General features: G+C 68.9%; 6 protein-coding genes and 1 pseudogene. 4 read left to right on the top strand and 3 right to left on the bottom strand.

What is annotated here, in order from left to right; translation table 11 throughout:
• Window positions 1–359 precede the first annotated feature (359 nt).
• The 3 genes from Q392_RS26055 (at window position 360) to Q392_RS33155 (ending at window position 3085) form a co-directional block, all read left to right on the top strand.
• A complete protein-coding gene (locus Q392_RS26055) occupies window positions 360–2447 on the top strand; it encodes a DUF3560 domain-containing protein (RefSeq protein WP_084217420.1) in 2088 nt (695 codons plus the stop codon).
• Between the two features lie 201 nt (window positions 2448–2648).
• Window positions 2649–2858, top strand: a complete 210-nt coding sequence (locus Q392_RS26050) for a hypothetical protein (protein WP_038215360.1) — start codon at window positions 2649–2651, stop codon at window positions 2856–2858.
• Window positions 2855–3085: a hypothetical protein gene (locus tag Q392_RS33155; RefSeq protein ID WP_157008327.1), complete on the top strand. Its 231-nt coding sequence runs from the start codon at window positions 2855–2857 to the stop codon at window positions 3083–3085. The genes Q392_RS26050 and Q392_RS33155 overlap by 4 nt, the downstream gene beginning before the upstream one ends.
• A gap of 10 nt (window positions 3086–3095) precedes the next feature.
• Here the strand turns inward: Q392_RS33155 and Q392_RS31520 are convergent, their stop codons facing one another.
• From Q392_RS31520 to Q392_RS31515, 3 genes are read right to left on the bottom strand one after another with little or no spacing between them, the layout of a single operon-like run.
• Window positions 3096–3353 (bottom strand): hypothetical protein, encoded by a 258-nt coding sequence (locus tag Q392_RS31520; RefSeq protein WP_051953977.1) that lies wholly within the window; start codon window positions 3351–3353, stop codon window positions 3096–3098.
• 21 nt (window positions 3354–3374) lie between these two features.
• The gene (locus Q392_RS26045; RefSeq protein ID WP_038215355.1) at window positions 3375–4670 is read right to left on the bottom strand and encodes a Y-family DNA polymerase; all 1296 of its coding nucleotides are present in this window, start codon (window positions 4668–4670) and stop codon (window positions 3375–3377) included.
• Window positions 4671–4684: 14 nt separating this feature from the next.
• Complete coding sequence (locus Q392_RS31515) at window positions 4685–5323, bottom strand: YkgJ family cysteine cluster protein (protein ID WP_051953976.1); 639 nt, start codon at window positions 5321–5323, stop codon at window positions 4685–4687.
• 125 nt (window positions 5324–5448) lie between these two features.
• Between Q392_RS31515 and Q392_RS33965 the strand changes: the two are divergent.
• Window positions 5449–5547: pseudogene (locus Q392_RS33965) on the top strand (IS110 family transposase); the annotation flags it as partial.

The raw sequence follows: 5547 nt of genomic DNA, 5'->3' as shown, positions 1-5547 counted from the left end.
CGATCTCCTCTTCCATCCATGACCTCCTTCGCTGTGAAAGGGGGTCAGTTCTCAATGGCGCCAGGGGGGCAGTTTTTCATGGCGCCTGACACCGTCTTCGGCCTGGCTGGTGGGTGCCATCTGGCCGGGTGCTCCATCCAGCGTGGTCGATCCGCTCCTCGGACCGCCTCTTCTCCGACGCATAGCTGCGGGCAACCAGGCAGCAAGGGTGCGGCTGAGCCCACGTCCTCACCCGGTCCTTCCGCTGCGCTCCAGGCTGCGGCTTCCGGGCGTGCCCTTGCTGCCTGGCCGTCCTCGCTATTCATGCGTCGAGGCGGCTCCGAGGAGCAGATTTTTTCCACCACCTAAAAGGGCACATCATGAGCACACCGACCGCACCCACCAGCCAGGCCGAAGGCGGCACCAACGAAGCGGGCTTTCCCCCCGCACCCCCCGAGGCTCACCAAGGAGCAGCTGCTGAAAAGTCCGAATGCCTGGGGACTGCGACCTACTCGCCGGAGGACAACAAGCTGCGCTTGTACCCGTTTGCCCGGCTGGATGCGGGCACCTATGAGCGGATGAAGAAGGCTGGATTCAAGTGGGCGCCGAGGCAAGAGCTTTTCGTCGCACCGATGTGGACGCCTGGCCGGGCCGATCTGCTGGAGGAACTGTGCGGGGAGATCGAGGACGAGGACCGCAGCCTGATGGAGCGGGCCGAGGAGAGGGCCGACCGCTTCGAGGACTACAGCGAACGCCGGGGCGCGGAAGCCGACGCGGCACGCCGCCAGGTGGAGGCCATCACTGAGCACATTCCCCTCGGGCAGCCGATCCTCGTGGGCCATCACAGCGAACGCCGGGCCCGCAAGGATGCCGAGCGCATTCAGAACGGCATGCGCAAGGCGGTCAAGCTGTGGGAGACGCAGGACTATTGGAGCCGTCGCGCCCAGGCGGCGAAGCTGCACGCGGCCTACAAGCAGGCGCCGGACGTGCGCTATCGCCGGCTGAAGGCCATCGAGGCCGATCTGCGCAAGTCGCAGAAGATCGTCAACGATGCCGAGGTGTTCCGCAGGCTGTGGAGTGCCGAAGGGTTGACGCACGATCAGGCTGTAGCCATCGCCAACCGGGATCATTTCTCTGTGGTCGAGGCTGGCCAGCCGTGGGGCACGTCGGCCTACCAATTGCTGACCCGGGCGGAGAACCCGCGCAGCGTTGCCGATGTCGCCCGGCTGGGGGTGGAAATACACACGCGGCGCATTGCCAGGCAGGGCCGCTGGATCGCGCACTACGAGAACCGCATTGCCTATGAGCGCGCCATGCTGGACGAAGGCGGCGGCCTCGTGGCAGAGAGCGTGGAAATGCAGGCGGGTGGACAGGTGTTGATTCGCGGCCAATGGCTGACCATCGTTCGCGTCAACAAGAAGGGCGGGAAGGTCCTGAGCGTGACGACGAACGCGCGATTTGTGCGGGTGCGCGGCATCGAGGAGGTGCGGGAGTACAAGGCCCCGACCGAGGCGCAGGCTGCCACGGTCAAGGCGGCCAAGAAGCTGCCGCCGTTGGCCAACTACCCGCATGCCGGCGCCGTGGAAATGACGAAGGCGGAATGGGACGGAACGCACAAGGACTACAAGGGCACGCGCGAGGCTGGCCAGGGTTCGCGCTACGAAGGCGGTGGCCGGCGCCAGATCGCGGAGGCCGACCTGTCGGCCTGCGGCCTGCATCGTGTGCGTGTGGTTGTGCGGCAGGGCGTATTGCGATCGGTGTTCATCACCGACGCGAAAGTGACCCAGCCGTCGGCGGCTGCTGCGCCGGAGGCGCGCGAGGTCATCCCGGCGCCAGTGCCCGCGGCGTCCGTTGCGGAGCAGACCACTGGCGAGCAGCCGGCCTCACGCGAAGGGGTCGATGCCATCGACGCGATGCGCGCATGCCTGCGCGCCGGCGGCGTTCAGGTGGTGGCTGCACCTCAGCTTTTCCCGACACCCGAGGACATTGCGCGCCGCATGGTCGCCATCGCGGCGCCCGAGCTGGGCGAGCGCGTTCTGGAGCCCAGCGCCGGCACCGGCGTGCTGCTGCGCAGCCTGCCCGGCGTGCTGCCTTTCGCTGGCACGAAACAAAGCGCCTGCGACGTGGTAGCCGTTGAAGTGAATCGCGCCCTCGCGGACACGCTGCGCAATGAAGGGCTCGCGCAGCGCGTCGTCTGCGGTGACTTCCTGCAGTGCACGGTCGAGGACCTGGGCCGCTTCGACGCGATCATCATGAATCCGCCCTTCGAGCGCGGGGACGATGTGGAGCACATCGTGCATGCGCAGCAGTTCCTTGCCCCTGGCGGCCGGCTGGTGGCGATCTGCGCGGCCGGGCCGCGGCAGCGGGCGCTTTTCTCGGTCCTCGGCAGCTTCGACCTGATGCCGGAGGGCAGCTTTGCGGGCGTCGGCACGCAGGTGCCCACCGCGATGGTGGTGATCCGGGCCTGACCAGACGAAGCCGGGCGGAGCCCGGCTCGTCGCAGAAGCGGCGGGCCGCCGTTTCGCGGACGCGAAACCGGCCGCCTGCCTTTTGAGTTACACCAATCATCTGACGCTCTATGCTGAGCGTCACCGGCGCCTCCCGGGATGAGGGGCAAAAGGAAAGAAAAATGGAACTGCATCAAGCCCAAGCCCTCGCAGCAACCGGCCGTGGCCAACGCCGACTTGGACAAGGCTGACACCCGCGAAGACCTGTTCGGCGCCGAGCCAACGTCTCCCGAATATCAGCGCGCCCGTGCCTATCTCGATGACGTGGTGCGCAGGGAAGATGCCGCCTGGGCCAAGGTGGACGCACTTGTTGCACAGGCCCGTCAGGTGCTAGACGCCGCCGACCCCTTCGGCATGGGCCAGGCGTCGTGAGCGATCGTGGCCGGCTGACGGTCACACTTGGCGGCCCGTGGCGGCTGTACCAGCACCGTCCGCTTCCGGGCTGGGAAATGCTCGGGATCGTCCAGCGTGGTGACCTCACCGCGGGCGCTCTTGCGCGCAGCTCGGCCGGCCAGTACGCCCAAGTCAACGCGGGCGTCGTGCGGACACTCGATCAGCGCAAGGTGAAGGCTGCGCTCGCCGCCGCAGAGGCTTTGTAGGCGGCGCCCGCTACAAATCGCCCAGCTCGAACCTGATGTGCTCGCCGGCATTGCCTCCGGCTTCGGGGTCCCCGTAGCCGTCGCCGATCTTCGCGCAGGCTTCGACGACATCGAGGCACAGATCCACCACGCTCTGATCGAGCGGGTCGCCAGGCTTGATGAGGCCGCGCTCCGCGGCCAGCCTGGCGAACAGGCCGCGCGGGTCCCGAGGCGCCGGCGCGGCGGCTTCATCGAGAGCGGCGCGTGGGGTGGCTTTCGTCAGGTCCATCTTTGCATTCTGCGCTGCAGCTCAGGCCCTGGCTATCGGCAGCTGCCGCCAGTCCGTTGTGTAGTGCGGCGTGCGGCGCTGCTGTCGCATCGCCCACTCACGCCGATCGCCGGTGGTGCCGGCGCTGGCCGCATGCACGGCACCGCGTCCGTGGCGCCGGTTGATCGCGTCCATGGCCGCCATGAGCCGGCCACGATCGGCGCCGGGCTCGTCCAGATCCAACTCGCCCTGTTTCACCGCCTGGTCTTGCAGGTCCAGCAGCATCACGCCGGCTTTCGCGTAGTTGTAGCCCGGACGGTAGATCGCCTGCAGGGCGGTGATGGCCACATCCGCCAGGTGCAGGGTGTCGGCCGTGGGCCGGCGCAGCGGCACCGTGATCGAGCGGGCGTACTGCCGGTCCTGCCGGCGGAAAGGGCTGGTGTGGATGAACACCAGCAGCTGGCCGGCCAGGCTTTCCTGGCGCCGCAGTTTCTCGGCCGCGCGGCCGACGAACTCGGTGACGGCTTCCTGCAGGTCCTGCAGGCGCTGGATCGTCCGCCCGAAGCTGCGCGTGCACGCGATTTCCTTCTTGGCCGCCGCGGCGTCTTCAAGCTGGATGCAGGGCTGGCCCTGCAGCTCGCGCACGGTGCGCTCCAGAACCACCGACCAGCGCCGGCGAACCGTCGCCGGGTCGAGCCTGGCCACGTCCAGGGCCGTGCGCAGGCCTGCGGCGCGCAGCTGCTCGCCGATGCGCCGGCCGATGCCCCACACGTCGCCCAGCTCCGTCGCGGCCAGGACGGCATCCAGATCGGACGCCGGCAGCTCGCCTAGGTTGGCCACCCGCGCGAACTCGCCCGGGTAGCTGCCGGGCTTGCGGTCCGCGCTCTTGGCGACGTGGTTGGCCAACTTGGCCAGGGTCTTCGTGGGGCCGATGCCGATGCCGCAGGGGACACCGATCCACTGCAGCAGCCGCTCGCGCACCAGGTGGGCCCGGCGGGTGATCGCCGGCACACCGGCGACGCCGACGAAGGACTCGTCGATGCTGTAGATTTCCTGCTCGGGCCCGAGGCCTGCGGCGATGCTCATGAGCCGCGTGCTCATGTCGCCGTAGAGCGTGAAATTCGCCGACAGCGTGACGAGGCCTGCATCCCCTTCGAGCCGCCGGAACTCGTGGTACGGCTGGCCCATGCCGATGCCCAGGGCTTTCGCCTCGTTCGACCGAGCGATGGCGCAGCCATCGTTGTTGCTCAGCACCACGACCGGCCTGCCCTGCAGGCTCGGCCGGAAGACGCGCTCGCACGAGACGTAGAAATTGTTCCCGTCGACCAGCGCGTACATGACGGCTTCGCCGGTCAGGGAAAGAAGGCGCGGATGTCCGCCAGCTCGGCACCGGGCTGGGCGAGCAGGTACACCGCCCTGAGCTGCCCGGCATTGGCGTATGGCACCGGGACCGGCGTGCCCTCGATGAGCCGGCACAGGAGGTCGTCGTCGTCGAGGTTGAGCAGCAGGCGGCAGGCCATCGGCCGTGCCGCGTACACGCTGCAGCGGCCGTCCGCGAGGAAGGGACACGGGCCTGGCCAGCCTGGCTCCTGCAGCTCGGCCTGCGCCTCGATCGCCGCCGCCAGCGTCTCGTGATCGTCCAGCCGGACCGAGCGTGCCGGCGATGCCGGCGTGCGCCCGGTCGCCCGGCCGATCAGATCGGCCTCCAGGCGCGTGATCGTCACCGGGGTGTGGCAGCAGTGGCTGCACCCTGCCTTGCAGGCCGCCACGGCGCGCATAGGGGCCGCCCAGGCGTCCGCCGCGCGCTGCAGCCACACCACCCTCTGCCGGGCATTCGGGGCGCGCTGCGCGGCCTGGACCAGCCGCCAGGCCGCGGGGTTTTCCGACAGGCCGGCGAGCTTGCGGCTCGCGCGCTCGGCCGCCAGCGGCCAGCGCTCCTGCAGATCGGCGGGGAGGAGCGACAGATCCGGCGCGGTGCTGGGCGCAGTCACTCCTTCCACTCCCATGCGCCGAGGTCGAAATGCGTCTCGGCGATGCTGGCCAGCATCTCGTGCCTGGCTGCAGCCTGCGCGGCCGCATCGCCGGCGAACCAGGCGGCCAGCGCCGGCGGATCTCCGGCCAGCGCAAGAAGGTCGCCCTGGTCGCCTGCATGCGCAAGCTGCTGACGATGCTCAACGCCATCGCCAAACATGGCTCGATGTGGGATTCGACTATG

Origin of the sequence: Xenophilus azovorans DSM 13620, from assembly GCF_000745855.1 — a bacterium.
GTDB lineage: Bacteria > Pseudomonadota > Gammaproteobacteria > Burkholderiales > Burkholderiaceae_C > Xenophilus > Xenophilus azovorans.
The sequence above is the reverse complement of the archived record's forward strand: the minus strand, read 5'-3'. Positions and strand labels throughout refer to the sequence as shown.

Coding starts and splice junctions, on each gene's coding strand:
- Q392_RS26055 (WP_084217420.1), top strand. CDS start 360: ATGAGCACACCGACCGCACCCACCAGCCAGGCCGAAGGCGGCACCAAC.
- Q392_RS31520 (WP_051953977.1), bottom strand. CDS start 3,353: ATGGACCTGACGAAAGCCACCCCACGCGCCGCTCTCGATGAAGCCGCC.
- Q392_RS26045 (WP_038215355.1), bottom strand. CDS start 4,670: ATGTACGCGCTGGTCGACGGGAACAATTTCTACGTCTCGTGCGAGCGC.